Below are 24,321 nucleotides of genomic sequence, written 5' to 3'. Positions count from 1 at the left end.
ATTCATAGCGCAAGCCAGGCTGTTCTGGAATATCCAAAGCATTTGATGTCGCTACTGCGCCGCGCCGGCAAAGAGGATCTCGCCATCGCCGCCAGCCGCCGGCCAATCCCTGATGGTGCGATCGTCGCCGCCGGTGAGCAGCGTGCCGTCGGTGGCGAAGGCAACGGCGTAGATCGGGCCGGTGCGGCTGTCGAACATGGCGGTCTGGCAGCCGGTGCCGACATCCCACAGCCGCGCCGTGCCGTCGAGCGAGCCGGAGGCCAAGCGCTTGCCGTCGGCCGACAGCGCCAGCGTATAGACGGTGCCTTCGTGACCCTCGAAGCGGCGCAATTCCCTAAACGTGTCGAGGTCCCAGAGCTTGATCGTGTAGTCGCCGCTGCCGGTGACGACATGATGGCCGTCGGCGGTGAAGACAGCGCCGTAAGTGCCCTGCTCGTGGCCGTGCCAGCTTCGCAATTGCTTGCCGCTTTCGACGTCCCAGAATTTCAGCGTGCCGTCGATGGAGCCGCTGAGCGCGCGCGTGCCGTCGGGCGAGATTGCGACCGTGCTGATCGGCCAGTCATGTCCGGTCATCACATGCAGCACCGATTTGTTGACGAGATCCCAGACGATGACGTTGCCGGTGTCGTGGCCACTGACGGCGCGCTTGCCGTCCGGGCTGATCGCCAGCTTGCGCACGCCGCCATTCGCGCCCGACGAGAAGACATGCAGCACCGCGCCGTCGGCAAGCTTTCGCAGCACGATCTCGCCATCGTCGCCGGCGGTCAGCGCGGTTGCGCCGTCGGGCATGAACAGCGCCGTGCGCGCCATGTCCTTGTGTTCACCAAGGTTGCGGATCAGCCGCTTGCCGGCGATGTCCCAGAGCTTGATCATATGGTCGGTGCTGGCGCTCATGATGTCGCGGCCATCGGCCGAGACGGCGAGCCAGACGACGGCGTCGCGATGGCCGTCGGGCTCGGTCGGCAGCGCCGGCGGAGGCGGCGGCAACGGCGCGACGGTTTGCGGTGGCGGTGTCGCCGGAGCGAGTGCGACTTGTGGCGGCCGAGGGGGAGCAGTTGGAGGCGTAGGCTGCGCCGGTTCCGGCGGTTTGGCAGCCTGCTCAGGCGGGGTTGGCTCGGGAGGCGTGGCGAGCGGCGGCGAACTCGGTGGAACCGCCGGCGTCGCCAGGTCCGGTGGGACGCCGGCGATATCCTGGCCCTTCGGCTCGGCTTTGGGCTCTCTCGGGGCGACGACCTCAGCGCCCGGGCCGGCGTCACGCGCCCAAGGGAAGTGGTCGGCCAGCAGCGCCAACACGGCGAGCACCGGCAACATGAGGAAGGCGCGCCGCCAGCCCGGGCGACCCTTGGATTCCATCTCAGCGTCGCGGCCAAAAAGCGGCGTTCCAGCAGGCTGGCTTCGCCGACCCGGCAGCAGTCCGGCCCAGAACAACAGGGCGCCAAGCAGGCAAAGCCCGCCGACGGTCAGGAACACCACCGGTCGCAGCGTGGCTGGGCCGTGCAGCATGTGGTCGATCCCGCTCCAGCTGAAATCTCTGTCGCCGAGCAGCAGATACGCCCGCACCAGACAAGCCAAAGCGGCCGCCAGCAGCGGAAGCGCAAACAGCCTTTCGGCCAACCTGTCCATCGGACTCCCCCTCCGGTGCCGCACCTTGCTCATCATGCGGCCGCCGCAGCGAAACAAATAGCGCAAAACTGCGCCCACGAAAGTGGGCGCGATCACGCAGCCAAATTCACTTCAATTCGACCCATACCGGCGCGTGGTCGCTGGCGCCGTCCTCACCTCTGACATCGCGGTCGATGCCGGCAGCGGTGAGGCGGCGCGCCAGTTTCTTCGACAGCAAGATGTGGTCGAGCCGCAGCCCGGCATCGCGCGGCCAGCGGTTGCGGCGATAATCCCAGAATGTGTAGAGCGTTTCCTTCGGATGCTTCTTGCGGAGCGCATCGGTCCAGCCCTGCTCGAGCAGACGCTGGAACGACGCCCGGCTTTCCGGCTGCACCAGCGCGTTGTCGTCATAGGAGCGGGTGGCGTAGATGTCGCGCGGCTCGGGCACGATGTTGTAGTCGCCGACCAGCGCCACCGGCAGGCCGGTGTCGAACAGTTCTGCGGCATGCGCCTCCAGCCGCGCGTGCCACGCCAGCTTGTACTGGAATTTCGGCCCCGGCTGCGGGTTACCGTTGGGCGCGTAGAGACAGGCGATGACGACGCCCGACACCGCCGCCTCGATGTAGCGGCTCTGCTTGTCGGCGGTATCGCCGGGCAGTTCGTCACGGGTCAGCACCGGCTCGGCTCCTCGCGCCAGTATGGCTACGCCGTTCCAGGTCGGCTCGCCCTTCCACACCGCGCCATAGCCGGCGTCGGCCAGTGCCGTGCGCGGAAACTGCAGGTCGCGCGCCTTCAGCTCCTGCAGGCAGACGACATCGGGCTTGGCTGCCGCCAGCCACGCCAGCAGGTTTTGCAGCCGGCTGTTGACGTTGTTGATATTGAAGGTGGCGATTTTCATTTGGCGATCAGGAAACGATCCGCCCTGTCCACGCCTTCACCGTCCCGGCCAGCGTCTTCAAATGATCGGCGGTCGAAAACCCCGACACGCTCTTGCGCGGCTTCAGGTCGTGGTCGCCATCCTCCAGCCAGATCACCTCGATGGCTTTGGAAAGGCCGTAGGTCGCGACCTCTTCTTTCGTGCCGAACTCGTCGCGGGTGCCCTGGAAGATCAGCGTCGGCGTCTTGAGGTCGGCGAGATGTTTTGTCCTGAGTTGCTCGGGCTTGGCCGGCGGATGAAAGGGATAGCCGAGGCAGACGAGGCCCGAAATCTCGCCCTTGGCGAACATCTCGTCGGCGACCATCGAGGCGACGCGCCCGCCCATCGACTTGCCGCCGATGATGAGCGGACCAGCGACGCCCCTCGCCCTCAGATCGGCGATGGCCTTGATGTATTCCGGGTTGACCGTCTCGGCGCGCGGCGGCGGCTTGCGCTGGCCATAGCGTCGCGCCGCCATATAGTGGAATTCGAAGCGCGCAACCTGGAAGCCGGCTGTGGCGAGCGCCTTGGCGGTGTCGGTCATCGAGGGGGAATCCATCGACGCGCCGGCGCCGTGGGCCAGCAGGATGGTGAGGGGGGCTGTGTCAAAGCCGTCGAAGAGGAAGGTGGTCATGGGGTGCGCTGCCGGTAAAGGCCGAGTTCCTTCGCCCCCCCTCTGTCCTGCCGGACATCTCCCCCTCAAGGGGGGAGATTGGCAGTTTCAGCGCCTCACGGACCTCGCGACGATAGCGATTGGCGAAAGCGATGGCGACACCCAATCTCCCCCCTTGAGGGGGAGATGGCCGGCAGGCCAGAGGGGGGTGCTCGCGCGCCAACATCTCACCCCGCCGTCCGCGCCAGCTGCAGATCGACGAACTGTATCCCCTTTTGCGCAGTGCGCGCCCATTCGCTGTCAGCATCGAGTTCGAGATAGCGCACCCAGTGGCGGCGGGCTTCGGTCAGATTGCCGGCGTCGAACTCCAGCCGGGCAAGGTTGAACACCGGATCGGCGTAGCTCTTGTCGAGCGCGATGGCCTTGACCAGATGCCGGCGCGCCGAGGCGATCTTGCCTTCGTCGCTCATCAGCCCGGCGAGGTTGAACCAGGCCTCGACGAACGCCGGATCGAGCTTGATCGCTCTTGCATAGTCATGCGCCGCGTCGGCCACGCGACCGGCGCCACGCAAGCAATTGGCGCGGTTGAACGCGGCGATGGCGTCGCTCGGATCGATGCTGAGGCAGCGTTGGTAGAGCGCCGCGGCATCGTCGTGCCGGCCCTCCTCTTCCGCGCTTTCAGCCTCGGCGAACAATTCTTCCAGCGTGTCGTCGCCGGCTGCGCTTGCGCTGCCGAGATCGAACAGCAGCTGGCCGTCGAGTTCGCTCTGGCCATCCTCGAGATAGATCTGATCGGGCCGGCCATGCTGCGAGCCGACATTGAGCGATTTGGCGGTGAGCGAAGCGACCGGACCGGAGCGATGCACGGAGCGCGCGATCGCGCCCCAGGATGCACCGCCGGCGACCAGCCCGGCATATTTGCGGGCAAGGATCAGATCGCGGAACGAGTAGGGTTCACAATCGTGCTCGAAGGCGTCGAACAGGCTGAGCAGGTCGAGGTCGGCACCGGACAGTCTGGACTGGTCGACGAGAGACTGCCTGGACAGCGAAGACGCCTCCGGCGCCTTCATCAGACCAAGCAGGCGCAGGAAGCCATTTTCGCTAAGGAGTGTTCGGCCAGCGGAGCCCTCGGCTGCAACCCGGCGCTCGATCTCGGCATCGCCGCCCTTCGCCGTGCCGGCCTTGGCGATCAGCGTTCGGCCGAACACAACATGGCTGGTGCGCCTGGTGACGCCGCGCCGCAACTGGCCGTGCTGACGCTCCACCTCACGGGCCGCGAGCCGCAGCGGAAATGCCGCCAGCGCGCCGATGGCGCCGAAGACGGCGCCCGGGATTATACCGGTCGGCGCCGTCACCCCTTGCTCTTGCCGACGGCCTTGAGCAGATTGGCCTTCAACGGGTTTTCCTTGGCCGCACCCGCCTTACCTTTGGCGGCAGGTTTTTCAGCGTCGTCGGTCTTGCTCTTCGACTTGGCCGGCGGCTTGGCTGATTGCGACAGGCTCGCCTTCAACGCGTCCATGAGGTTGATGACATTGCCACGCTCGGGCGCCGCCGCAATGATCGGCTTATGGCCCTTCAGTTTCTCGCGGATCATCGTCATCAGCGCGATCTCGTAGCGGTCCTCATAATTCTTCGGATCGAAGGTGGTTTCCTTCTGCTTGATCAGCGCTTCGGCCAATTGCAGCATTTCGGGATCCGGCTTGCCGGCCGGGATGTTGCCGAAATATTCAGCCGTGCCGCGCACTTCGTTCGGGTTCCTCAACGTACACACGAACATGCCGTTCTCGCGCGCGCCGATCGTCACCACGCGCTCGCGGCTGGACAGGACAAGGCGGGCAATGGCCAGCTTGCCGGATTTGCGCATTGCCTCGCGCAGCACGGCGAAGGTTTCTTCCGCCATGGCGCCATCCGGCGCCATATAGTACGGCGCATCTTGATAGATGACGTCAACCTCGTCTTCGTCGACGAAGGCCTCGATGTTCATCGTGTGATTGGATTCGATGCGCACTGCTTCGAGGTCGGCCTCATCGATGATGATGTACTGCTTGTCCTCGTATTCGTAACCCTTGACCAAGTCCGCGCGCTCGACGAGGCCGAGTTCAGGGTCGACCGGCTTCATGTTGATGCGGTTGTGGGTCTTCTTGTGCAATTGGTTGAACGATATGCGCTCGCTGGTCGTCGTTGCCGGATAGAGCCGGACCGGACAGCTGACGAGGCTGAGCTTGAGGTAACCTTTCCAACTTGCCCTGGGCGCCATGATACTCTCCTACGCGGCCACGCACTGACAACACTGCAGCGCTTTCGTCCGTAGGACGATTGGCGCCGAGGAAATCCTACACCGACCCCGCACGATACAGGCAAATCCCTAGCGAAATCTTCCAGTCGCCTTGGAGGTCCAAGGTCGAGAATAATTCAAATTATCCGAAGCGTCGATGGACTTGGAGGACACAGGCTATGCCCGTGGGACAGCACCCCCCTCTGGCCTGCCGGCCATCTCCCCCGCAAGGGGGGAGATTGGATGTCGGCATCGCCTTCGCCAATCGCCGACGTTGCAGGAAAAGTGCCGTCGGCAAAGTTGCCGATCTCCCCCCTTGCGGGGGAGATGTCCGGCAGGACAGAGGGGGGGTGCCGGATCGCCAATACCTCCCGATCTACCTCCCCGAAAACATCGGCAAATCCCTCGCGAAATCCTCCATGTCCGCCCAGGGGTCGCCCGAGGTCGCCAACAACCCCGGCAGCGAGGAATAGTTCAGATCCTGCGGCGCATCGATCGTCTCAAGGTCGCTCCAGCTCACCGGCGTCGACGCCGGCAGGTTGGTGCGGGCGCGCAGCGAATAAGGCGCCGCGGAGGTGTGGCCGCGCGCGTTGCGGTGATAGTCGATGAAGATGCGGCGCTTGCGGTTTTCCTTGCCCATTGTGGTGGTGAAAGTGTCGGGCGCGGTGGCCGCCAGGTGCGTGGAGATGGCGCTGGTCGCCTGGTGCAGCTTCTTCCAGTACTGCTTTTGCGTCACCGGCACGGTTATGTGGATGCCGCTGCCGCCGGATGTCTTGGCGAACGGCACCAGGCCGAACCGCTCCAATTCGCCCTTGATGTGGACGGCGGCCTCGACCACCTCGCGCCAGGCGATGCCCTCACCCGGATCGAGATCGAAAACGATCTGGTCGGGCTTGTCGAGGCTCAAGCGATGCGTGCCCCAGGTGTGGAACTCAACTACGCCGAACTGCGCGAGTGCCAGATAGCCTTTTGCTCCCTCGACCGACAGATAGGATTTGGTTTCACCTTCGAAGTTGGTGGCGTCAAAAGTGGCCACCGACGGCGGCATGCCGGTGAAGGCGTGGCGCTGGAAGAAACAGTCCTTCGGCAGGCCCGTCGGGCAGCGCACCAGCGACACCGGGCGGCCCATAATGTGCGGCAGCATGAAATCGCCGACCAGCGCGTAATAGACGGCGATGTCGAGTTTGGTCGGTCCGGTCTTGCCGAACAGCCGCCGCTCCGGATTGGTCACCCAGATGGTTGCGAGATCGGCTTCGGCGATCAGCCGCTTGCGCTTCGGCGACACCGGCGTCGACAGGCCGACATCGCGCAAGCCCCGAAACACACCGTGGCGCAGCGAATTGTCCGCCGTTCGGTTGGCGTAGTGGATGCGGGCCGACAGCATCGGCCGCACCCATTTCATCTCGCGCATGATCTCGCGCGGCACACCCTCGGGTGCTGTCGCGCCGTCGCGCAGCGGCTGCAGCCGGGCCAGCAAGTCGCCCGCCGTCGCGGCATCGAAGCCGGTGCCAACCTTGCCGCGATAGTGCAGTTCACCATCCGCGAATTCAGCCATGCCGATTGCCGCCAGTCCTTCGGCCGCGTCGGAAACGGTGTAGCCGGCGATGATGAAATCGCCGGTCTCAAGCGCTTTGACCTTGGTCCAGCTCTTCGTGCGGCCGCTCTGGTAGATGGCGTTGGCGCGCTTGGAGACGACGCCTTCCAGCCCAAGGATCGAGGCCTGATCGTACAGCCCCTGTCCGTCGCCTTCGACATGGTCGCTCAGCTGGATGGCGGAGTTGGCGCCCTGCCCGGCTAGCAGTTCGGCGAGCAGGGCCTTGCGGTTTGCGAGCGGCGCCTTGCGGAGGTCCCAGCCGTCGAGATGCAGCAGGTCGAAGGCATAGAAATGGAGCTTGCTGCCCGCACCCGCCGACAGCGCATCCTGCAGCAGCGCGAAACGCGAGATGCCCTTCTCGTCCAGCACCATGATCTCGCCGTCGATGATCGCCTGGCTGAGCGGTAGCCGGGAAAAGGCTTGCGGCAGGTCGCCGTAACGCTTCGTCCAGTCGATGCCGCCGCGGGTGATCAGCCTGACCTCGCCATCGGCGATATGCGCCATGGTACGGTAGCCGTCGAATTTTATTTCGTGCAACCAGAGTTCACCTGTGTCTTCCACTGGCCCACCCGGTGGCTTCGGCACCTGCGTGGCGAGCTGCGGCTCGATGCGCGACGGCGGATCGCCCCTGACAGCGCCGGGCAGCGCGCCGGGTTTCAGCGCGCCGGGTTTGGGCGGCAGGCGGGCCGGCTTCTTCGGCGGCGCCACCAGCTCCTCGATCCGCTTGCCGGACTTCACGCTTTCCGGCCGCGCTTCCAAGATGTCGAGGCCGGTATCGGCGGCGAGATCGCGCTCCTTGAACAGCAGCCAGTTTTTCTTCTCGCTGTCTTCGCCGGGCTTGGGCTTCAGACGGGTCAGCATCCAGCCGCCATTCAACTTGTCGCCGGCCAGCCGGAACTTGAAGGCGCCGGTGGGCAGGCTCTTGTCGACATCGTCCATCGGTGCCCAGGTGCCGGTGTCCCAGACGATCATCGGCCCGCCGCCATATTCGCCTTCGGGAATGACGCCCTCGAAGTCGATATATTCGAGCGGATGGTCCTCGGTCTCGACTGCGAGCCGCTTGTCGGCCGGGTTGAGCGAGGGCCCGCGCGGCACCGCCCAGCTTTTCAGCACGCCGCCGACCTGCAGGCGCAAATCGTAATGGTCGGCGGTGGCGTGATGCTTGTGGACGACGAAGCGGTTGCCGTCGCCTGAAATGAGCCCGCCCGCCGGTTCCGGCGTCTTCGTAAATTCGCGCTTGGCGCGATAGGCCTTGAGTGTTGGCGGGGTTGGCATGGGTCAGGCGGGAGCGGCGGCGGCGGACGAACCTTTCCGGCGCCGCGTTCCTGCACAGTGCTGTCCCGCCAACATTTCAAATTTCCCAGCGCGGTGCGAAGAATGTGGAGATCACGCTCAATCGTCTGAGGCGGGCGTCAGGTCTAGCTCGGCCGGGGACAGCCCTTGCTGGAGCTGGCTCAGCCGGAACTCGTCGACCCAGTAGGCCTCGCCGTCGACCAGCACGCGGGCCGAGTAGACGCCGCCGGAAAAGCTTTGCGCGGTGACGTAGACCTTGTGGCGGTCGAGCGCCTTGCGCACCGCGGCGCGCTTGGAATTCTGGCTGGTGACGGAACTGGCCATGGCTCACTCATACACAAGACCGCAAGACATGGCGGCGGCATAAGGATGCTGGAGATCGGCCGCTCTGTCAATTTTGACCGCCTGCTTCTGGCAGCGCTACGATCCGACGGCAGCAAAAAACCGCTGCGCCTCGGCAGCGGACTTTGCAATGGCGACGACAATATTCGGTTAGTGGTCCGAAGGAATTATGAGCGCGGTGACGCGCGAGAGCTGCTGACGCCGGTTCAGCGTCGGCTTCTCGTAGATCTTCTTCATTGGTATCCCATGGCCCCCAATGGCCGCCGGCAAAGGCGCTTGCGGCTGGGTTTTGTCAAGGGAAGCGCTGTTCTTCCGCCGAACAGCTATGGAAACTGGAGGAGCGGCCGCTATAGTTTTCCTCAGCCCCAAGGAGAACGGCAATGACCCTCAGCACCCGCAAACTCGGCAGCCAGGGGCTGCAGGTCTCGGTGATCGGCCTCGGCTGCATGGGCATGAGCCAGTCCTACGGCCCTGCCGACGAGGCGGAATCGATCGCCACCCTGCACCGAGCCATCGAACTCGGCTGTACCTTCCTCGACACGGCGGAAGTCTACGGCGCCTATGCCAATGAAGAACTGCTCGGGCGGGCGCTGAAGGGCCGGCGCGATGAGGTGACCCTTGCCACCAAATTCGGCTTCCGCATCGAAAACGGCAGACAGGTCGGCACGGAGCGTGACAGCCGGCCCGACCATATCCGCGAGGCGCTGGAGGGCTCGCTGAAGCGGCTCGGCACCGACCATATCGACCTTTACTACCAGCATCGCGTCGATCCGGCGGTGCCGATGGAAGACGTCGCCGGCACGGTCGGCCGGCTGGTTGCCGATGGCAAGGTGCGCTTCTTCGGCCTGTCGGAAGCGGGCGCGGCGAATATCGGCCGTGCGCATGCCGTGCACCCTGTCTCGGCGCTGCAGAGCGAGTATTCGCTTTGGGAGCGCAATCTGGAGCCGGAGATCATCCCGCTGCTCAAAAAGCTCGGCATCGGCCTGGTGCCGTTCGCGCCGCTCGGCCGCGGTTTCCTCGCCGGCGACGTCAAGCGCGCCGAGGATTATCCGGAAGGCGATTTCCGCCGCGGCGACCCCCGCTACCAGGGCGCCAACTACGACGCTAATATCGCGGCTACGGCTGCGGTGCAGGAGGTGGCCGCGGCCAAAGGGGCAAAGCCCGCACAGATCGCGCTGGCCTGGGTGCTCGGCAAGGGCGACGGTTTCGGCATTGACATCGTGCCGATCCCGGGGACAAAGCGGCGCAAGTATCTCGAAGAAAATGTTGCTGCGGCCGCGATCACGCTCGACGCGGCCGAGATAGCTGCGCTCGATGCAGCCCTTGCGCCGGGCAAGGTCTCAGGGCCGCGCTACAATGAGCGGGTGATGACGACGATCGACAGGTAGAGGCGTCTAAGCTGCCAATCTCCCCCCTCGTGGGGGAGATGCCTGGCAAGGCAGAGGGGGCGCGAAGGATCGCCCGCATCAAGTATTCTGCGTAGAGGTTAGCTCAAAGATGTAAGTGAAATTGGCCAATGTCGGCGGGACAGCGCCCCCCTCTGTCCTGCCGGACATCTCCCCCACAAGGGGGGAGATTAGCAGTTTCAGCCCCTCGCCTCACCTTGCGTAATCGATTTTCCTTGGCTAGCATCCTCGGGTCGGCGCCGTGCGGAGGAGAACGTTGCGGCGGACCGGCTGGAGCGCCTCGCGTCCCCTCGGGGCGTTCACAGGACACTCCATTTTTGAATTGACGCAAGGACCGTCCCGAGCCGCTCCCGGTTTCGGGCTCCTGCGTTCATGTGGAGGATATCTGATGAACAGACGCGAATTCCTGTTGTCGACCGTGGCGACCGGCGCCATGGCGCTGGCCGCGCCCATGGCCTTTGCCGCCGACAAACTGACCATATTGGGCTCGGTGCCCAATCTCGGCTTTCCGTTCTTTGTGCACATGCTGAACGAGATCAAGGCGGAGGCGCAGGCGCAAGGCGTCAACCTGACCGAGAGCGACGGCCAGAACTCGGCGCCGAAGCAGACCGCCGACATCGAGGCCGCACTCGTGCAGAAGGTCAACGCCATCGTGATTTCGCCGCTTGACGTCAACGCGCTGGCGCCGGCGATCGAGGAAGCGGTCAAGGCCGGCGTTCCGGTGGTGACGATCGACCGCCGCGTCGACGGCGTCGAGGGCATTCTCGCCCATGTCGGCGCCGACAACGTCAAGGGTGGCGAAGCCGAGGCGCAGGCCATGGTGGCGGCGTTCCCGAACGGCGCCAAGCTGTTCCATTTGCAGGGCCAGCCGGGTGCCGGGCCCGCGATCGACCGCAACAAAGGCGTCCACAATGTGCTCGATCCGCTCAAGGACAAGTACCAGATCATCTTCGAGCAGACCGCTAATTTCGCCCGCGCCGAAGCGCTGTCGGTGACCGAGGCCGGGCTTGCCGCCAACGGCAAGCCGGACGCCATCATCTGCGCCAATGACGACATGGCGCTCGGCGCGCTCGAAGCCTGTGCCGCGCGCAACTTCACCGACGTCAAGATCTACGGCTTCGACGCGCTGCCGGAAGCGCTGGTCGCCGTGCGCGACGGCAAGCTCGCCGGCACGGTCGAGCAGTTCCCCGGCGAACAGTCGCGCAAGGCGGTGCAGATCGCGGTCGCCTTCGCCAGGGACAAGACCGAGCCGAAGGAGAAGCTGGTGCTGTTGACGCCGATCGTCATCGGCAAGGACAATCTCGACAAGGCGGAGAGGTTGAACGAGACGAAGTGAAAGTAGGGCCCATGACGGGTGGAGGTCGCGCTCTGTCGCGCCCCCCTCTGTCCTGCCGGACATCGCCCTCACTTGGGGGGAGATTGGCCGTCACGTCTGCTTTCGCCAATCGCCAACGTTATAGAAATAGTGCTGCCGGCAAAACTGCTGATCTCCCCCCGTGTGGGGGAGATGTCCGGCAGGACAGAGGGGGGCGCTGTCCCGCTGCCTATCGCAATCCGGGAGCAATGCTTGTCCGCCGTTGAACCCACCGCATCATCGCCCCCGCTCCTTTCCGTCGAAGGCGTGACCAAGCATTTTTCCGGCGTCACCGCGCTCATCGACGTTTCGCTCGAGGTGCGGCCCAGTGAGATCCTTGGCCTGCTCGGCGAGAACGGCGCCGGCAAGTCGACGCTGTTGAAAATCCTGTCCGGCGTGATGCCGCCGTCAAGCGGCCGCATCGTCTTCGACGGCGCCGACTACGCGCCGTCCAGTCCGCAGGATGCGAAGCGGCATGGCATCGTCACCATCTATCAGGAACTGAGCCTGATCCCGACGCTGACGGTTGCGGAAAACATTTTCATCGGCCGCGCGCCGCTCGGGCCGCTCGGGCTGGTCAGCTGGCGCAGGATGGAGGACGCCTCGCGCGCGATCATCGCCCGCGTCGGTCTCGACATCGATCCGGCGACGCCGGTGTCCTCGCTGTCGGTAGCCGAACAGCAGCTGGTCGAAATCGCCCGCGCTCTGTCGCTGGAAAGCCGCCTGATCATCATGGACGAGCCGACCTCGGCGCTGACCGAGACCGAGGTGCAGAAACTGATGTCGATCATGGACAGGCTGCGCAAGGACGGTGTCGCCATCATGTTCGTCACCCACCGGCTGGAGGAAGCGTCCGCCATTTGCGACCGCATGACCGTGCTGCGGGATGGCAGGCTGGCCGGTCATCTCGACCGTGACGGCCAGCCGATCCAGATCCCGAAGATCATCGAGAAGATGGTCGGCCGCGCCGCCTCCGAACTCTACGCGCGGCCGACGCAGCGCGACGTCGCCGGCGAGGTCCGGCTCTCGGTGCGAGGCTTGCGAACGGTGCGCGATCCGCTGGCGCCGCACGCCATCGTGCTCGAAGGCGTCGACCTCGATGTGAAGGCCGGCGAAATCCTCGGCGTTGCCGGTCTCGTCGGTTCCGGCCGCACCGAGCTTGCCCGCGCCATTTTCGGCGCCGACCGCATCGCGGCGGGTAATATCACGCTGGACGGCAAGCCGATCGCCCCGGCCTCCCCCGCCGACGCCATCAAACTCGGCATCGGGCTGGTGCCGGAAGACCGCAAGCACCAGGCGATTTTTGCAGCACTTGGCATTCTCAACAATTTCTCCATCGCCTCGCTCGGCCGCTACAGCAATGGCGCCGGCTTCATGGCCGAACGGCGCGAGCGCGAGGCGCTGGCCGGCTATCGCAAGGCACTGTCGATCCGCATGGCCTCTCCCGAGCAGGCGATCGAGGGCCTGTCCGGCGGCAATCAGCAAAAGGTGATCCTGGCCCGCTGGCTGGCGCGCGACCCGAAAGTACTGATCGTCGACGAGCCGACGCGCGGCGTCGATGTCGGCGCCAAGGCCGAAGTGCACCAGATCCTGGTCCAGTTGGCTGCGCGCGGCATCGCCATCATGATGATCTCGTCGGAGCTGCCGGAGGTGCTGGCAGTGTCGGATCGCATCGTTACGATGCGGCGCGGCCGTATCACTGGCGAAATGCCGGGCATCGAAGCGACCGAGGAAAAACTGATGGAACTGATGGCGCTCGACCGCAAGCAGGACGCAACGCAATGACCAGCACCACCGAACAGACCCAGCGCAGCGGCATCAACATCGCGCGGCTTCTGATGAGTTTTGGGCCGCTGATGTTCCTGGCGGTGTTGATCGTCATCTTCACCGTGCTGAAGCCGAGCTTCATCGATCCAATCAACCTGTTCAACATTTTGAGGCAGATCTCGATCACCGGGCTGATCGCGCTCGGCATGACCTTCGTCATCCTCACTGCCGGCATCGACCTGTCGGTCGGCTCACTGCTCGCCTTCTGCGGCATGGTGGCCGCGGTGGTGGCCAAGGGCGGCACCGCCAACACGCTGTCGCTGTCGACCACGGGCACGCAAGGCTATGGCTGGTTCGCCGCCTTGCTTGCCGCCGTCACCGTCGGGGCGCTGGCCGGCGGCGTCCAGGGCTTTGCCATCACCCGGCTGAAAGTGCCGCCCTTCGTCGTCACGCTGGGTGGGCTCACCGTGTTTCGCGGCCTGACGCTGACCATCTCCAATGGCGGACCGATCTCCGGTTTCGACGCCTCGATGCGCTGGTTCGGCACCGGGCTCATCGGACCGGTGCCGGTGCCGGCGATCATCTTCGCGGCGGCGGCCATCCTGTGCCACATCGTGCTGCGCTATACGCGCTATGGCCGCGCCGTCTATGCCGTCGGCGGCAATGCCGAGGCCGCACGCCTGTCGGGCCTGCGCGTCGACCGCATTCTGATCTCGGTCTATGTCATCGTCGGCTTCTTCGCCGGGCTGGCGGCCTTCGTTTTGTCAGCACGGCTCAACTCCTCCGAAGCCGTGGCCGGGATCGGTTACGAACTTACGGTGATTTCCGCCGTCGTCATCGGCGGCACCTCGCTATTCGGTGGCATCGGCTCGGTCGGCGGCACGGTGGTGGGCGCTGCACTGATCGGCGTGCTGCAGAACGGGCTGCAGTTCAACAATGTCTCGTCCTACACGCAAAGCATCGTCATTGGCCTGATCCTGATCCTGGCCGTGGCCTTCGATCGTTGGCTGAAGTCGCGGGTGAGGCGGTGAGGATTTAGGCCATGGTTCAGATCAGGGCGATGACCGAGAAAGATATAGCGGCGGTGTCGCGGCTGTTGGGGGAATCCTGGCGGCGCACCTATTCGGCAATAATGGGGCCAGAGACCACTGCGCGGCTCTCCGACGACAAGCATGCGCCCGAGCGGCTGGCCGAGGAACTTGCGGACGACAACAAGATGTCGTTCGTGGCCGAACGGCCGGACGGTTCGATCGCCGGCTACGCGATGGCGGCGATGGACGATCGTGGCGATGTCCTGCTCGACCGGCTGCACATCGACAAGACAGAGTTCGGCAGCGGGCTCGCCACCGACCTGCTGCACGCGGTGCTTGTCGCGCATGCCGGCATCCCCAGCATTGCGCTGGAAGTGATCGAGGGCAACGACCGGGCGATCGCCTTCTATCGCAAGCACGGTTTCGAAGTGGTCGAGCGCCACACGGCCGCGCACGGCGTTGGCGGCCACGCCTCGCTGATCATGCGCCGGCTGCTGTCGAGGGCGTAAGGGAATGGAATAGGCCGTAGGGAATAGGGGAATAAGGTGGCGCAGACCGATACCCTACGCCTACGGCCTACTGCGCCACCGCCTGGTGGCCGTCCTCGTCGTCCGGCATATCGAGGATTTCGATCAGCCGCGCCACCTTCGTTCCCGGCAAGGGGCGACCCTCGTTGACCAGCGCCTCGTCGGCACTGAGCCAGGCGAACGCCTCGCGCAGTTCTTCAAGGGTGGCGCCGGTCAGCGCGATGTCGGCTATGACCGCCTCGTCTACCGGCCCCAACACCGAAATGATGTCGTTGCGTGTCATGGTCACCTCCATGCTAAGTGCCGGCCGGTCGTCGAGATGACGCCGAGACCCGGCCATCCAGCCAACGGATTGCGAGTAAAAACCGCCGACAAAGCAGAATCTGGGTCTTCTTTTCGACTAAGCAAGGTGAACGCGCGCGCCTTTTGCCGTCAAGCAGCCGAGTGCGGATCGATGCTGTAGAGATGCACGGGATAGCCGGGACCGATGGCGTCGCGCACCCGGTCCGTCCAGGCGAGGACCGCCGGATAAGCCGCCAGCGCAAAGCCGCAATCTTCGGCACGGTGGCCGTAGGCATAGACAGCAATGTCGGCGATGGTGAGCGTGTCGCCGACAAGGAACGGCGTGTCGTTCAGGCTGCGCTCCAGCGCTGCCAGCGTGCGGGCGCCGGCTTCGCGCTTGGCCGGAACCATCGCCTGGTTGCGCTCCAGCCTTCCGGCCAGCGTCCAGAAGCGCAGGGAGCCGATGACCGGCTCGACATGGTACTGTTCGAAGAACAGCCATTGCATAATTTTCGCGCTGACATAGCGATCCGCCGGCAGCAAGGGCGTGCCTTCGGCGAGATAAATGAGGATCGCATTCGATTCGGCGATTGCACGGCCATCCTCGAGTTCGAGCACAGGAACGGCGCCGGCCGGGTTGAGCTTCAGGAAGGCGTCGGTGTGGCTCTCGCCCTCGAAAATCGACACCAGGCGGCTTTCATAGGGGATGTTGAGCAGGCCGAGCACGACCCTCGCCTTCCAACCGTTTTGCGACGGCAAATAATCATGAAGCGTGAGCATGGCTGTCCTTTCGCTGGGGTCGACGCCTGATTTGCACGGTGCCACGATACCAGCCACCCGAATCCTGCAATGTGTACGCGCGAAAACAGATAAACTATACGCATGTAAAGTTTTATTGACTTCGCTGTATGTGCGATTTACCCGATAAACACTTGCGTCGGATAACTGCGCGGGCAAGCAATCAGTCTGCGTGTGAGAGGAATCGCAAGCATGAGCCTTTCGCGCCGAAGCGAGATCGCCGCCGAGGGCGTGGGGCCAACGATTGTCGCCGGCGAAATCCTGGTCGAGATCATGGCGACGGAACTGGGTTTCGGCTTCCTCGAGCCGCAGTCGCTTGTCGGGCCATTCCCCAGCGGTGCGCCGGCGATCTTCATCGATCAGGTCGCCCGGCTGGGAGGCGGCGCCGGCATTATCGGCTGCGTCGGCCGCGACGATTTCGGCACGCTCAACCTGGACAGGCTGGAGCTCGACGGCGTCGACGTCTCAGCCGTCGATATCAGCGACCGCTTCCCGACGGGATGCGCCTTCGTGCGCTACCGGCCCGATGGTATCAGGGACTTCGTCTACAACATCGCCGAATCCGCCGCCGGGCAGATCCACCTGACCACTGCTGCGCGCCTGCTGGCGGACAGGGCCGGCCATCTGCATATCATGGGATCGACGCTGTCGGTGGCAGGGCTGAAGGAGATCGTCAGCTACGCAGTGCAGGCGGTTCGTGCCCGCGGCGGCTCGACCTCATTCGACCCGAATGTGCGCAAGGAGCTGATCGACGGCTCCGACGGCGCACTGTTTTCCGCACTCATCGACGATGCCGACCTGCTGCTGCCGTCCGGCGACGAATTGCTCGCTACGGCGGGCGTCGATGACGAGCATCAGGCGGTGGCGGCGCTGTTTGCCAGGGGCGTCGGCGAGATCGTGCTGAAGCGCGGTGCTGACGGCTCTTCCTGGTTCGGCGCCGAGGGCGCCAGGACCGACTGCGCCGGTTTTCAGGTCGAGGAAGTCGACCCGACGGGCGCCGGCGATTGTTTCGGCGCCACCTACCTGACCTGCCGCCGCCAGGGGATGGAGCCCGGCAAGGCGCTGCTTTATGCCAATGCCGCCGGCGCCCGCAACGTCACCCGGCGCGGCCCGATGGAAGGCACCGCCGGCTTCGATGCGCTTGACCAATTCATCAAGGGAACAGCGAGACGGACATGAGCGCCAACCCGCTTGCAGGCCTCGCCAGCGCGCGCAAAAACGGCTCGCCCTACGGCATCACCTCGATCTGCTCCGCGCATCCGCTGGTGATCCAGACGGCGATCAGGCGCGCCGTTGCCGACAGGGAGAAAAACCTGCTGATTGAGGCAACCTGCAATCAGGTCAACCAGTTCGGCGGCTATACCGGAATGACCCCGGCGCTGTTCGTCGCCTTCGTGCTGGAGATCGCCTGCCGCGAGGGGCTGGAAGCCTCGCGCATCATCTTCGGCGGCGATCATCTGGGACCGAACCCGTGGCGCGCAGAGCCGGCGGCGCAGGCGATGGACAAGGCCGAGGCCATGGTCGGCGCCTATATCGCGGCCGGCTTCACCAAGATCCATCTCGACGCATCGATGGGCTGCGCCGGCGAGCCGGCGGCGCTTGACGACGAGACCATCGCCACCCGGGCGGCGCGGCTGGCAAAGGCGGCCGAAACGGGCGCGCACGCCGCAGGCAGCACCTTGCCGGTCTACATCATCGGCACCGAAGTTCCCGCCCCCGGCGGCGTCGACCATGCGATCAGCGAGTTGAAGCCGACCGAGGCGGCGGCGGCGAGGCGCACGATCGAGGTTCACCGGGAGATCTTTGCCCGCGAAGGCCTGACCGAGGCGTTCGGCCGCGTCATGGCCGTGGTGGTGCAGCCGGGCGTGGAATTCGGCAGCCAGAACGTCGTCGCCTACGCGCCCGAGAAATCCAAGGGCCTGACCGGCTTGCTCGATGAGCAGCCGTCGCTCGTCTACGAGGCGCATTCGACCGACTACCAGAGCCGTGCGGCTTTGACCGCGCTGGTCGCAAACGGCTTTCCCATCCTCAAGGTCGGCCCCGGCCTGACCTTCGCCTTGCGCGAGGCGCTTTACGGGCTCGACCTGATAGCATCCGAAATGGCCAGGGACTATGGCGACCGGTCGCTCGCCCGGACCATGGAAGGCGCGATGCTGGCAGCACCCGGCCATTGGCACAGCCACTATCACGGCAACGAAGCAGAGCTCTATGTGCAGCGGCATTACAGCTACAGCGACCGCATCCGCTATTATTGGAGCAACCCCACCGCTGTCGCGGCCGTCGAGCGCCTGCGCAAGGCGCTGGACGGGGTCGCCATTCCCGAAACGCTGATGCGGCAATTCCTGCCGGCGCTGCCGGCCGAACTCGGGTCGGCGGGCAATCCCGAGGCTATCCTTCTCGAAGCTGTCGATCAGGTGCTGGCCGACTATGACGCGGCCTGCCGTGGGACCTGAGTGCATTTGCGCCGGGTTGATCTTTGCCTCAGCCCAGTGTCTCTGACGTTTCCATGAAACCAGCCATGTTCTTTCTCCTGTTCGCGGCCTCTCTGCTGGCGTCGCCGGCACGCGCCGACTGGAAGCCGGTCGAAAAGGTCGAGACCTACGCCATCGCAGGGCGGACCGGCCCGGAACTCTATGCCGCGATCGGCGAAGCCGGCCCCTTGCTCGGCAAGGGCCGGGTCATCGCGCACACCAATTTCAAGCTGACCTGGACCAGGGACTACAGGCCGAAAGGCGACGCCTGCGAGCTGGTGTCGGCGCGGCCGAAACTGATCATCACCTACACCTTGCCGAAGCCGGCCGAACCGTTGCCGGCTTCCGTCCAGAAGAACTGGACGGTGTTCATCGCCGGGCTCGCCGCCCACGAGAGAGTGCATGGCGCAGCCATCGCCGAGATGGTGCGCAAGATCGAGGCGGTGAGCGTCGGCCTGACCGTTACTGATGACCCCGGCTGCAGCAAGATCAGAACCGAGCTGACGAGGCAACTCGCCCAGATCTCGCTGGCACAGCGGCAGGCGAGCCGCGACTTCGACCGAGCCGAATTCGGCCCCGGCGGAAACCTGCAGAAGCTGGTGCTGGCTTTTGTGAATGGGAGGTAGTTTGCCGGTGTGCCGGTCATAGCGCCGAGTGTTCCGAACGACAAGAGTACCGGCCGCATGGCCGCTTTACAGGCAGGCTTGGTAGCGCTACCGTCTGATTGTCGCGCGACCTGTTCGGGGAATGGGAGACGGTCGCGAGGCGGGAGAGGAGCGGTTTCCTTCGGGGCGTCGCAAGAAGCATTCGGGAGGAGATCGATGGCGTCTGTCGCGATCGGCGACGTTTACAAATCGTTCGGGACCGTCGAGGTCCTGCATGGCGTCAGTGTGGATATCGATGACGGCGAATTCGTCACGCTGGTCGGCCCGTCGGGTTGCGGAAAATCGACCCTTCTCAGGATGATCGCCGGCCTGGAAAAGATTTCTCGGGGCGAGATCGCCATCGGGGATCGGGTCGTCAACAACGTTGCCCCGAAAGAGCGCGACGTTGCCATGGTGTTCCAGAACTACGCGCTCTACCCGCACATGACGGTCGCCGAGAACATGGCGTTCTCGCTCATGCTCAAAGGTGTTTCGAAGGCCGATTGCGCTACCAGCATTCAGCGCGCCGCCGAAATCCTCGGGCTGGTGCCATTGCTGACGCGATATCCGCGCCAACTTTCCGGCGGCCAGCGCCAGCGCGTCGCCATGGGCCGGGCGATCGTGCGCGATCCACAGGTTTTCCTGTTCGACGAACCGCTCTCCAATCTCGACGCCAAGCTCAGGGTGCAGATGCGCGCCGAGATCAAGGAACTGCACCAGCGGCTCAAGACGACGACAGTCTATGTCACCCACGACCAGATCGAGGCCATGACCATGGCCGACAAGATCGTCGTCATGCATGACGGCATCGTCGAACAGATCGGACCGCCGCTGGAGCTCTACGACAGGCCCAACAATCTCTTCGTCGCCAGTTTCATCGGCTCGCCCGCCATGAACCTGATCAAGGGCGAGATCGTCACCGACGGGTCTCCGTCCTTTCGCGGCGCCGGGGGAATTTCCGTGCCGCTGGCCGGCGCGCCGGCCGTTGGCAACGGTCATCCGGTGGTGCTGGGAATACGGCCCGAGCATTTGCGGCTATCGTCAGACCAAGGCATTCCAGTCAACGTCGCGGTGGTCGAGCCGACCGGGTCGGAAGTGCAGATCATCGGCCGCACCGCCGGCGGCGACGAGATCGTCGCCAATTTCCGCGAACGCCATGCCTTCACACCGGGCGAATCCATACGGCTCTCTGCCGCGCCTGGCCTGATTCATCTCTTTGACGGCAAGACTGGAACACGATTTGAAACGCGTAACGGATGGTAAGGACCGCATAGCAAGGAAGATAAACCGGAGGAGACGACCATGAAATTCACGAGACGCGATGTAATCCGCACGACCGCAGGTGCCGCGGCGGGAGCTCTGGGAAGCCGGTTCGTCGGCTCGCCGGCTTTTGCCCAGGAGGGCTTGAAATACAAGCCCGAGGAAGGCGCAAAGCTGCGGCTGCTGCGCTGGTCGCCCTTCGTCAAGGGCGATGAGGATCAATGGCTGGCCAACACCAAGCGCTTCACCGAGGCGACAGGTGTCGAGGTTCGTGTCGACAAGGAAAGCTGGGAGGACATTCGCCCCAAGGCAGCGGTCGCCGCCAATGTCGGTTCCGGCCCGGACCTCATGTTCGTCTGGTTCGACGACCCGCATCAATATCCAGACAAGCTGCACGACGTGACCGAGCTCGGCGAGTATCTGGGCTCGAAATATGGCGGCTGGCACGACGGACCAAAGCAATATGCGACGCGGGACGGCAAGTTCGTCGGCCTGCCGCTGGCCACGATCGGCAATGCCATCGTCTATCGCGAAAGCTGGGTGAAGGAGGCCGGCTTCTCCGAATTTCCGAAGGACACGGCAGGCTTCCTCGAGCTTTGCAAGGCGTTGCAGGCGAAGGGACATCCGGCCGGCTTCACGCACGGCCACGGCGTCGGCGACGGCAACAATTACGCGCACTGGCTGCTGTGGAGCCATGGCGGCCAGATGGTCGACGAGAGCGGCAAGGTGGCGATCAACAGCCCCGAGACGCTAAAGGCGATCGGATACGCGCAGGAACTCTACAAGACCTTCATTCCCGGGACCGAAAGCTGGCTCGACGTCAATAACAACCGCGCCTTCCTGGCCGGCGAACTCGGCGTCATCGCCAACGGCATTTCCGCCTACAATACGGCCAAGATCAACAAGGACAACGATCCGAAGCTGGCTGAGATCGCCAAGGACATCCGCACCACCAACCTGCCGATCGGTCCCGTCGGGAAATCGGTCGAACTGTTCCAGGTGACCACCGCCGTCATCTTCAACTACACGCCCTACCCCAATGCGGCCAAGGCCTATCTGCAGTTCATGTTCGAGGATCCGCAGATGACCGACTGGATCACCTCCTCGGCGGGCTATTGCTGCCAGACGCTGAAGGCCTTCGACAACAATCCAGTGTGGACGGCCGACCCGAACAATGCCGCCTATGCCAAGGCCTCGGCGACGCTGCGCCCCAACGGCTATGCCGGGCCGCTCGGCTATGCCTCGGCGGCGACCATGGCCGACTATGTCCTGGTCGACATGTTCGCCAAGGCGGTGACCGGCCAGGCGACGCCGCAGGAGGCGATGGAGGAGGCGGAGAAGCGCGCCAACCGCTACTACCGCGTTTGATCACGGCACCGCCGGGCAGCGTCTAGTGCGCTGCCCGGCCCGTCGCACAATCCCATGGCGGCCGTTGACGCCGTGACCTGATTCCCCGATGAGGAGCCCTTCATGGCCGTGCCGTCCGTTGCCGCCCAGCCGCGTCCGTCGATGCTTTCGCGGATCTCCGAAAGCCGCAACGCGCTGGGCTTCGGCTTCATGCTGCCGGCGGCGGCGCTGCTGCTGGTCTTCCTGACCTATCCGCTCGGGCTGGGCGTCTGGCTCGGCTTCACCGATGCCCGTATCGGCCGCCCCGGCATCTTCATTGGCACCGAGAACTATCAGTATCTGTGGAGTGACGCCGTCTTCTGGCTGTCCGTCTTCAACACCTTGCTCTACACGGTCAGCGCCTCGATCCTGAAGTTCGTGCTCGGCCTGTGGCTGGCGCTCATTCTCAATGAAAACCTGCCGTTCAAATCGTTCTTCCGCGCGATAGTCCTGCTGCCTTGGGTGGTGCCCACCGTACTGTCAGCCATCGCCTTCTGGTGGATCTACGATTCGCAGTTCTCCATCCTGTCCTGGGCGCTGCAGCAAATGGGCCTGATCGACCACCGCATCAATTTCCTCGGCGATCCGGAGAATGCGCGCGCTTCGGTTATCGCCGCCAACGTCTGGCGCGGCATTCCTTTCGTCGCCATCACGCTGCTCGCCGGCCTGCAGACCATTCCGCAGTCGCTCTACGAGGCGGCCACGCTCGACGGCGCCAGTCGCTGGCAGTTGTTTCGTTATGTGACTCTGCCGCTGCTGACGCCGATCATCGCCATCACCATGACCTTCTCGGTGCTTTTCACCTTCACCGATTTCCAGCTGATCTACGTGCTGACCCGGGGCGGACCGGTGAATGCCACGCATCTGATGGCGACATTGTCTTTCCAGCGCGGCATTTCCGGCGGCCAGCTTGGCGAGGGCGCGGCCATCGCGGTGGCCATGATCCCGTTCCTGCTGGCGGCGATCCTGTTCAGCTATTTCGGCCTGCAACGCCGCAAATGGCAACAAGGCGGCGGAGACTGACATGGTCAAGACGGCCGCGACAAGGAAGGCGAAACGTGGGGATATCGACGAAGGCGGCATGGGCTACCTGCAGAGCCTGCCGCGCCGCGTGGTGACGGTCTATCTGCCGCTGCTGGTGTTCGTCTTCGTGCTGTTGTTTCCGTTTTACTGGATGACGATCACGGCGGTTAAGCCCAATCTCGAGATGACCGACTATGCGCAGTTCAATCCGTTCTGGGTGGTGCATCCGACATTGGAGCACATCCGCTATCTCCTGTTCGAGACCTCCTATCCGGGCTGGCTGCTCAACACGATCATCATCTCGACCGCCGCCACGTTCCTGTCGCTGCTGGCGTCGGTGTTCGCCGCCTATGCGATCGAGCGGTTGCGCTTCTCCGGGGCGCGGCAGGTCGGCCTCGGCATCTTCCTCGCCTATCTGGTGCCGCCCTCGATCCTGTTCATTCCGCTGTCGGTGATGGTGTTCAACCTCGGGCTCTACGACACGCCCTTCGCGCTCATCCTTACCTATCCGACCTTCCTGGTGCCGTTCTGCACGTGGCTGTTGATGGGTTACTTCCGCTCCATCCCGTTCGAACTGGAAGAATGCGCGCTGATAGACGGAGCGAGCCGGTGGCAGATCCTCACCAAGATCGTGCTGCCGCTGTCGGTGCCCGGCCTGATCTCCGCCGGCATATTCGCCTTCACCCTGTCATGGAACGAGTTCATCTATGCGCTGACATTCATCCAGTCCTCGGAAAACAAGACCGTGCCGGTGGGTGTGCTGACCGAGTTGGTGCGCTCCGACGTCTACGAATGGGGGGCGCTGATGGCGGGAGCGCTGATCGGCTCGCTGCCGGTGGTGGTGCTCTATTCGTTCTTCGTCGAGCACTATGTCTCGTCGATGACCGGCGCGGTGAAGGAGTGACGCGCCGGCTCACGCGAGGCGACCGGCGCGGTCAGATCGCGCCGATGATGCCGCCGTCGACGCGGATGTTCTGGCCGGTAATGTAGCCCGCACCTTCGGAAGCGAGGAAGGCGATGGTCGCGGCAATTTCCTCCGAGGTGCCGTAGCGCTGCATCGGCACGCTGTCGCGGCGCTCCTCGGTGGCCGGCAGGCTGTCGATCCAGCCGGGCAGCACATTGTTCATGCGCACATTGTCGGCGGCGTAGGTGTTGGCGAAGATCTTGGTGTAGGCGGCAAGACCGGCGCGGAACACGGCGGATGTCGGGAACATCGGGCTCGGCTCGACCACCCAGGCGGTCGAGATGTTGATGATGGCGCCGGCCTTCTGCTTGACCATCTGCGGCGCCACGATGCGCACCGGCCGGATGACGTTCATCAGATAGACGTCGAGACCGGTGTGCCACTGCTCGTCGGTGATTTCGAGGATCGGCGCGCGTGGCCCGTGGCCGCCGCTGTTGACCAGCACGTCGATGCGGCCGAAGCGCTCGAGCGTCAGGTCGGCGAGCCGCTGCAGATCGTCATTCGACTGGTTGGAGCCGGTGACGCCGAGGCCGCCAATCTCCTTGGCCAGAGCCTCGCCCTTACCGGAGGACGACAGGATCGCGACCTTGAACCCGTCCGCCGCCAGCCGCTTGGCCGCCGCCGCGCCCATACCGCTGCCACCCGCGACGACGACTGCCACTTTTTCTACACTCATTTTTCTCTCCTTGGGGTTTTGCGGCGTGTGTCTCGCGACTTCAAAGGATGATATAGCCGGTCTTGCCATCTGGTTCGAACCAGAAAGCCTGAAATCA

The 24,321-nt window shown here is 64.4% G+C and carries 23 protein-coding genes; 13 read left to right on the top strand and 10 right to left on the bottom strand.

All coding sequences use genetic code 11. From position 1 onward, the window contains the following. Positions 1–51: 51 nt before the first annotated feature. The 7 genes from NKK50_RS26285 to NKK50_RS26255 form a co-directional block, all read right to left on the bottom strand. Complete coding sequence (locus NKK50_RS26285; protein ID WP_023834500.1) at positions 52–1,623, bottom strand: WD40 repeat domain-containing protein; 1,572 nt, start codon at positions 1,621–1,623, stop codon at positions 52–54. 106 nt (positions 1,624–1,729) lie between these two features. Next, positions 1,730–2,500 carry an exodeoxyribonuclease III gene (locus NKK50_RS26280; protein ID WP_023727066.1) on the bottom strand — a complete coding sequence of 257 codons (771 nt, stop codon included), beginning with the start codon at positions 2,498–2,500 and terminating at the stop codon, positions 1,730–1,732. Positions 2,501–2,507: 7 nt separating this feature from the next. Further along, positions 2,508–3,152 (bottom strand): alpha/beta hydrolase family protein, encoded by a 645-nt coding sequence (locus NKK50_RS26275; RefSeq protein WP_023834501.1) that lies wholly within the window; start codon positions 3,150–3,152, stop codon positions 2,508–2,510. Between the two features lie 206 nt (positions 3,153–3,358). Next, positions 3,359–4,486: a tetratricopeptide repeat protein gene (locus tag NKK50_RS26270; protein WP_023699156.1), complete on the bottom strand. Its 1,128-nt coding sequence runs from the start codon at positions 4,484–4,486 to the stop codon at positions 3,359–3,361. Beyond that, positions 4,483–5,388, bottom strand: coding sequence for a non-homologous end joining protein Ku (gene ku / locus NKK50_RS26265; RefSeq protein ID WP_352544060.1), 906 nt, complete (start codon positions 5,386–5,388; stop codon positions 4,483–4,485). The genes NKK50_RS26270 and ku overlap by 4 nt, the downstream gene beginning before the upstream one ends. Before the next feature lie 394 nt (positions 5,389–5,782). Further along, positions 5,783–8,275 (bottom strand): DNA ligase D, encoded by a 2,493-nt coding sequence (gene ligD, locus NKK50_RS26260; RefSeq protein ID WP_352544059.1) that lies wholly within the window; start codon positions 8,273–8,275, stop codon positions 5,783–5,785. A 117-nt stretch (positions 8,276–8,392) separates the two neighbouring features. Next, entirely contained in the window at positions 8,393–8,617 is a 225-nt protein-coding gene (locus NKK50_RS26255) for a hypothetical protein (RefSeq protein WP_023673483.1), read from the bottom strand. Between the two features lie 45 nt (positions 8,618–8,662). Here NKK50_RS26255 and NKK50_RS26250 point away from each other — a divergent pair, with 45 nt between their 5' ends. The 6 genes from NKK50_RS26250 (at position 8,663) to NKK50_RS26225 (ending at position 14,702) form a co-directional block, all read left to right on the top strand. Further along, on the top strand, positions 8,663–9,019 hold the full coding sequence (locus tag NKK50_RS26250) for a hypothetical protein (RefSeq protein WP_155921580.1): 357 nt from the start codon (positions 8,663–8,665) through the stop codon (positions 9,017–9,019). Next, on the top strand, positions 9,016–10,023 hold the full coding sequence (locus NKK50_RS26245; protein ID WP_352544058.1) for an aldo/keto reductase: 1,008 nt from the start codon (positions 9,016–9,018) through the stop codon (positions 10,021–10,023). Before NKK50_RS26250 ends, NKK50_RS26245 begins: the two co-directional genes overlap by 4 nt. 406 nt (positions 10,024–10,429) lie before the next feature. Next, the gene (locus NKK50_RS26240; RefSeq protein WP_023673481.1) at positions 10,430–11,377 is read left to right on the top strand and encodes a substrate-binding domain-containing protein; all 948 of its coding nucleotides are present in this window, start codon (positions 10,430–10,432) and stop codon (positions 11,375–11,377) included. 171 nt (positions 11,378–11,548) lie between these two features. Beyond that, entirely contained in the window at positions 11,549–13,180 is a 1,632-nt protein-coding gene (locus NKK50_RS26235) for a sugar ABC transporter ATP-binding protein (protein WP_502896568.1), read from the top strand. Further along, complete coding sequence (locus NKK50_RS26230; RefSeq protein ID WP_023693787.1) at positions 13,177–14,193, top strand: ABC transporter permease; 1,017 nt, start codon at positions 13,177–13,179, stop codon at positions 14,191–14,193. Before NKK50_RS26235 ends, NKK50_RS26230 begins: the two co-directional genes overlap by 4 nt. A gap of 11 nt (positions 14,194–14,204) precedes the next feature. Beyond that, complete coding sequence (locus NKK50_RS26225) at positions 14,205–14,702, top strand: GNAT family N-acetyltransferase (protein ID WP_023685888.1); 498 nt, start codon at positions 14,205–14,207, stop codon at positions 14,700–14,702. A 67-nt stretch (positions 14,703–14,769) separates the two neighbouring features. Here NKK50_RS26225 and NKK50_RS26220 read toward each other — a convergent pair whose 3' ends face one another. Both NKK50_RS26220 and NKK50_RS26215 read right to left on the bottom strand, forming a co-directional pair. After that, entirely contained in the window at positions 14,770–15,003 is a 234-nt protein-coding gene (locus NKK50_RS26220; protein ID WP_081726147.1) for a hypothetical protein, read from the bottom strand. 149 nt (positions 15,004–15,152) lie between these two features. Further along, on the bottom strand, positions 15,153–15,782 hold the full coding sequence (locus NKK50_RS26215) for a glutathione S-transferase family protein (protein ID WP_352544056.1): 630 nt from the start codon (positions 15,780–15,782) through the stop codon (positions 15,153–15,155). A 210-nt stretch (positions 15,783–15,992) separates the two neighbouring features. On the opposite strand from NKK50_RS26215, the gene NKK50_RS26210 reads away from it, so the two are divergent. The 7 genes from NKK50_RS26210 (at position 15,993) to NKK50_RS26180 (ending at position 23,488) form a co-directional block, all read left to right on the top strand. Further along, positions 15,993–16,979: a tagatose kinase gene (locus NKK50_RS26210; protein ID WP_023834506.1), complete on the top strand. Its 987-nt coding sequence runs from the start codon at positions 15,993–15,995 to the stop codon at positions 16,977–16,979. After that, positions 16,976–18,253, top strand: coding sequence for a D-tagatose-bisphosphate aldolase, class II, non-catalytic subunit (locus NKK50_RS26205; RefSeq protein ID WP_023743901.1), 1,278 nt, complete (start codon positions 16,976–16,978; stop codon positions 18,251–18,253). The genes NKK50_RS26210 and NKK50_RS26205 overlap by 4 nt, the downstream gene beginning before the upstream one ends. 53 nt (positions 18,254–18,306) lie before the next feature. Next, positions 18,307–18,897, top strand: a complete 591-nt coding sequence (locus NKK50_RS26200) for a DUF922 domain-containing Zn-dependent protease (protein WP_502896569.1) — start codon at positions 18,307–18,309, stop codon at positions 18,895–18,897. Between the two features lie 195 nt (positions 18,898–19,092). Further along, a complete protein-coding gene (locus NKK50_RS26195; RefSeq protein ID WP_352544054.1) occupies positions 19,093–20,178 on the top strand; it encodes an ABC transporter ATP-binding protein in 1,086 nt (361 codons plus the stop codon). 39 nt (positions 20,179–20,217) lie between these two features. Continuing rightward, entirely contained in the window at positions 20,218–21,543 is a 1,326-nt protein-coding gene (locus NKK50_RS26190) for an ABC transporter substrate-binding protein (RefSeq protein WP_023693796.1), read from the top strand. Positions 21,544–21,684: 141 nt separating this feature from the next. Continuing rightward, positions 21,685–22,584: a carbohydrate ABC transporter permease gene (locus tag NKK50_RS26185; protein ID WP_444849008.1), complete on the top strand. Its 900-nt coding sequence runs from the start codon at positions 21,685–21,687 to the stop codon at positions 22,582–22,584. A gap of 1 nt (position 22,585) precedes the next feature. Next, positions 22,586–23,488 (top strand): carbohydrate ABC transporter permease, encoded by a 903-nt coding sequence (locus NKK50_RS26180; RefSeq protein ID WP_023673469.1) that lies wholly within the window; start codon positions 22,586–22,588, stop codon positions 23,486–23,488. Positions 23,489–23,519: 31 nt separating this feature from the next. Here NKK50_RS26180 and NKK50_RS26175 read toward each other — a convergent pair whose 3' ends face one another. Beyond that, positions 23,520–24,224 (bottom strand): SDR family oxidoreductase, encoded by a 705-nt coding sequence (locus NKK50_RS26175; RefSeq protein ID WP_023715144.1) that lies wholly within the window; start codon positions 24,222–24,224, stop codon positions 23,520–23,522. Between the last annotated feature and the right edge of the window lie 97 nt (positions 24,225–24,321).

The organism is Mesorhizobium sp. M0001, from assembly GCF_040324255.1.
Lineage (GTDB): Bacteria > Pseudomonadota > Alphaproteobacteria > Rhizobiales > Rhizobiaceae > Mesorhizobium.
The sequence above is the reverse complement of the archived record's forward strand: the minus strand, read 5'-3'. Positions and strand labels throughout refer to the sequence as shown.

Excerpts from the sequence above, each read along its gene's own strand:
- NKK50_RS26285 (WP_023834500.1), bottom strand. The coding sequence starts at position 1,623 with ATGGACAGGTTGGCCGAAAGGCTGTTTGCGCTTCCGCTGCTGGCGGCC.
- NKK50_RS26280 (WP_023727066.1), bottom strand. The coding sequence starts at position 2,500 with ATGAAAATCGCCACCTTCAATATCAACAACGTCAACAGCCGGCTGCAA.
- NKK50_RS26275 (WP_023834501.1), bottom strand. The coding sequence starts at position 3,152 with ATGACCACCTTCCTCTTCGACGGCTTTGACACAGCCCCCCTCACCATC.
- ku (WP_352544060.1), bottom strand. The coding sequence starts at position 5,388 with ATGGCGCCCAGGGCAAGTTGGAAAGGTTACCTCAAGCTCAGCCTCGTC.
- ligD (WP_352544059.1), bottom strand. The coding sequence starts at position 8,275 with ATGCCAACCCCGCCAACACTCAAGGCCTATCGCGCCAAGCGCGAATTT.
- NKK50_RS26255 (WP_023673483.1), bottom strand. The coding sequence starts at position 8,617 with ATGGCCAGTTCCGTCACCAGCCAGAATTCCAAGCGCGCCGCGGTGCGC.
- NKK50_RS26250 (WP_155921580.1), top strand. The coding sequence starts at position 8,663 with ATGCTGGAGATCGGCCGCTCTGTCAATTTTGACCGCCTGCTTCTGGCA.
- NKK50_RS26245 (WP_352544058.1), top strand. The coding sequence starts at position 9,016 with ATGACCCTCAGCACCCGCAAACTCGGCAGCCAGGGGCTGCAGGTCTCG.
- NKK50_RS26240 (WP_023673481.1), top strand. The coding sequence starts at position 10,430 with ATGAACAGACGCGAATTCCTGTTGTCGACCGTGGCGACCGGCGCCATG.
- NKK50_RS26235 (WP_502896568.1), top strand. The coding sequence starts at position 11,549 with ATGTCCGGCAGGACAGAGGGGGGCGCTGTCCCGCTGCCTATCGCAATC.
- NKK50_RS26230 (WP_023693787.1), top strand. The coding sequence starts at position 13,177 with ATGACCAGCACCACCGAACAGACCCAGCGCAGCGGCATCAACATCGCG.
- NKK50_RS26225 (WP_023685888.1), top strand. The coding sequence starts at position 14,205 with ATGGTTCAGATCAGGGCGATGACCGAGAAAGATATAGCGGCGGTGTCG.
- NKK50_RS26220 (WP_081726147.1), bottom strand. The coding sequence starts at position 15,003 with ATGACACGCAACGACATCATTTCGGTGTTGGGGCCGGTAGACGAGGCG.
- NKK50_RS26215 (WP_352544056.1), bottom strand. The coding sequence starts at position 15,782 with ATGCTCACGCTTCATGATTATTTGCCGTCGCAAAACGGTTGGAAGGCG.
- NKK50_RS26210 (WP_023834506.1), top strand. The coding sequence starts at position 15,993 with ATGAGCCTTTCGCGCCGAAGCGAGATCGCCGCCGAGGGCGTGGGGCCA.
- NKK50_RS26205 (WP_023743901.1), top strand. The coding sequence starts at position 16,976 with ATGAGCGCCAACCCGCTTGCAGGCCTCGCCAGCGCGCGCAAAAACGGC.
- NKK50_RS26200 (WP_502896569.1), top strand. The coding sequence starts at position 18,307 with ATGAAACCAGCCATGTTCTTTCTCCTGTTCGCGGCCTCTCTGCTGGCG.
- NKK50_RS26195 (WP_352544054.1), top strand. The coding sequence starts at position 19,093 with ATGGCGTCTGTCGCGATCGGCGACGTTTACAAATCGTTCGGGACCGTC.
- NKK50_RS26190 (WP_023693796.1), top strand. The coding sequence starts at position 20,218 with ATGAAATTCACGAGACGCGATGTAATCCGCACGACCGCAGGTGCCGCG.
- NKK50_RS26185 (WP_444849008.1), top strand. The coding sequence starts at position 21,685 with ATGCTTTCGCGGATCTCCGAAAGCCGCAACGCGCTGGGCTTCGGCTTC.
- NKK50_RS26180 (WP_023673469.1), top strand. The coding sequence starts at position 22,586 with ATGGTCAAGACGGCCGCGACAAGGAAGGCGAAACGTGGGGATATCGAC.
- NKK50_RS26175 (WP_023715144.1), bottom strand. The coding sequence starts at position 24,224 with ATGAGTGTAGAAAAAGTGGCAGTCGTCGTCGCGGGTGGCAGCGGTATG.